The 2144-nt window shown below is 62.8% G+C and carries 3 protein-coding genes and 1 pseudogene; 2 read left to right on the forward strand and 2 right to left on the reverse strand.

The genetic code is table 11. The features are described from left to right. Positions 1-113: 113 nt before the first annotated feature. A pseudogene (locus ABLE92_RS26020) lies at positions 114-266 on the reverse strand (helix-turn-helix domain-containing protein); the annotation flags it as partial. Between the two features lie 123 nt (positions 267-389). On the opposite strand from ABLE92_RS26020, the gene ABLE92_RS26025 reads away from it, so the two are divergent. Next, positions 390-641, forward strand: coding sequence for a hypothetical protein (locus ABLE92_RS26025; RefSeq protein ID WP_240524022.1), 252 nt, complete (start codon positions 390-392; stop codon positions 639-641). Continuing rightward, positions 631-1272 carry a Mu transposase domain-containing protein gene (locus tag ABLE92_RS26030; RefSeq protein ID WP_026920504.1) on the forward strand — a complete coding sequence of 214 codons (642 nt, stop codon included), beginning with the start codon at positions 631-633 and terminating at the stop codon, positions 1270-1272. Before ABLE92_RS26025 ends, ABLE92_RS26030 begins: the two co-directional genes overlap by 11 nt. Before the next feature lie 448 nt (positions 1273-1720). Here the strand turns inward: ABLE92_RS26030 and ABLE92_RS26035 are convergent. Then, a partial coding sequence (locus tag ABLE92_RS26035) for an integrase core domain-containing protein (protein ID WP_348807657.1) occupies positions 1721-2144 on the reverse strand: 424 nt, incomplete at its 5' end.

Genomic DNA, 2144 nt, shown 5'->3' on the forward strand with positions numbered 1-2144 from the left:
CGGCTTACCTGTCTCCTCGACGATCCGGACCGCCCCATCACGAAACTCCCGGTCGTACTTCTTCCGCTTCTCTGGCATCGTGCTCCTCATTATCGATGCCTCTACGGTTCGGGGGGAACCTCAGAGTACTTCGGCGCGGTGTCTGAGGCCAACGCCGCCCGCACCGTGTTACGGGCCACCCCCAACCGGCGCGCGATCTCCTTGATCGGCACACCCTCACTGCGATGCAAACGGCGGATCTCCGCCCACTGCTCCACTGAAATCACCCTCCTAACAAGACGGGGGTCAAAATTCACCCGTCGTCAGGGGGTCAGTTTTCAGGCGCCGTCAACACTATCGACGAATGGGTCCACGCCTACAACACCTGCAGACCGCATCAGTCGCTGAACATGGCCACCCCTGCCAGCGTGTTCCGCAGTCGCAGCACCGATCCCGACACCATGCCCAGCAAGCCTGTTGGTGCCGAGATCCGACCGGAAGCCGAAGTCGTTCGGCCAGCTCCAACCGTGGCCGATCAGTCGAGTTCCGCCATTGAGTTCGACACTGTCGTGCCGCCGTCCGGTGTAGTGACTATTGCCGGTGTGCAACAGGTGTGGGTCGGAAAGAAACTATGCGCAGCGCAGTGTCGTGATGTGGGCTGACCTGTCGAGCGTGTACATCATCTGCGACGACATCGTGATCAAGACGGTCCGGTCGAAGCTGACCACCGCAGACCTGCAACGACTCCGCGCCCGCGGCACCCGCCCGGGCCGGCCCAGACCGGCGCAAGCCGCGTTCGACACCTCCACCGCCACCCATCGGCCGCGAGCTATCGAGATCGACCGGACCGCGAACCGCGACGGCATCGTCATTGTTCGTGGACATGAACTCGCCCTCGGCGTCGTGACGGCCGGCAGCCGGGTCACCCTGCGGATCGACGGCGAGTTGATCCACGCGACCAACGGCACCCACCTGATCAAGACGCTACCCAATCCTCTTGACCTAGAGAATATTCGCCGCTTGACCGGAGTTCGGGAAGCCAGCACCCCGCTGCCGCCTGCGCCACCGTCAGGGCCGCAGAGCGTGCAGCGCCGGGTTCCCAAGAGCGGTCAGATCATGGTGGCCGGCCAACGCCTCCGAGTCAGTCCGACCTACGCCGGCACCATCGTCACCATCATCGTCGACGATCACCACCTACGAGTGCTCGACGGCGCCAGAGAACTGTCACTGCACGCACGAACCACCACCAAGACCATTCGCAACTTCAACGCCCACCGGCCCCACCGCCGGTAAGCATCTCCCGAGAACACGACGTCACGCATCTCCTGAGACCGCACACGTCACCGTGGTTCGATCGCATCGTCGAGACATTGTGATGCGGAAATTCCGGCGCGTCGCCGAGGTCGACGTCGTGAACGGACGAGGCGGTGACGGAGGCGTGGACGTCTCCGTCACTTACCCCGACGGCCGGCTCGTTATCTACCAGTTGAAGTATTACCCCGAGGGCATGTCCGGCGGGTTCGTGGGACGTCGAGACAAAGTCAAGAAGTCCTTCGTGCGGGCGGTGAAGGAACAGGAGCCGCACGAATGGGTTCTGGTAGCCCCATGCAGCAACTTCACCACCCCCGAGAAGGGCTACATAAGACGCCTGCCCGAAGCCTTCACTCCAGCGGGGAAACGTCGTGGCAGGTCCCCGATAACCGGTCCAGGCAGTTCTAGAGCCAGTTCCTTGTTGTGATCGTCAGTCGATCTCGCAGCCCACGGGGTGATGTTGGTGGGTGCATCCGGCAGCGTACTCGGCCGGCGTTTGGTAGCCCAGCGCCGAGTGCCGGTGTCGGTGGTTGTGGTCGTCTTTGAAGTCGTCGATGACCACGCGGGCCTCGAGCAGGGTGGGCCAGCAGTTGCGGTTCAAACACTCGTCGCGCAACCGGTTGTTGAACGACTCGATGAACCCGTTGTTCCACGGTGTGCCGGGCGGAATGTAGGAGATCCCGACCGACCCTGCACAGAACGCCTGCAGGGCTTCTGAGATGAACTCAGGGCCGTTGTCCATGCGCAGCACCATCGGCGGGCCACCCCAGATCGCGAACGTCTTCTCCAACTCCTCGATCAACCGCTCAGCCGGAATCGAGCGGTCCACGATGTTCAGCAACGACATCCGGGTG

The organism is Gordonia oleivorans, from assembly GCF_040044975.1.
GTDB classification, from domain to species: Bacteria; Actinomycetota; Actinomycetes; order Mycobacteriales; family Mycobacteriaceae; genus Gordonia; species Gordonia oleivorans.

Excerpts from the sequence above, each read along its gene's own strand:
- ABLE92_RS26025 (WP_240524022.1), top strand. The coding sequence starts at position 390 with ATGGCCACCCCTGCCAGCGTGTTCCGCAGTCGCAGCACCGATCCCGAC.
- ABLE92_RS26030 (WP_026920504.1), top strand. The coding sequence starts at position 631 with ATGTGGGCTGACCTGTCGAGCGTGTACATCATCTGCGACGACATCGTG.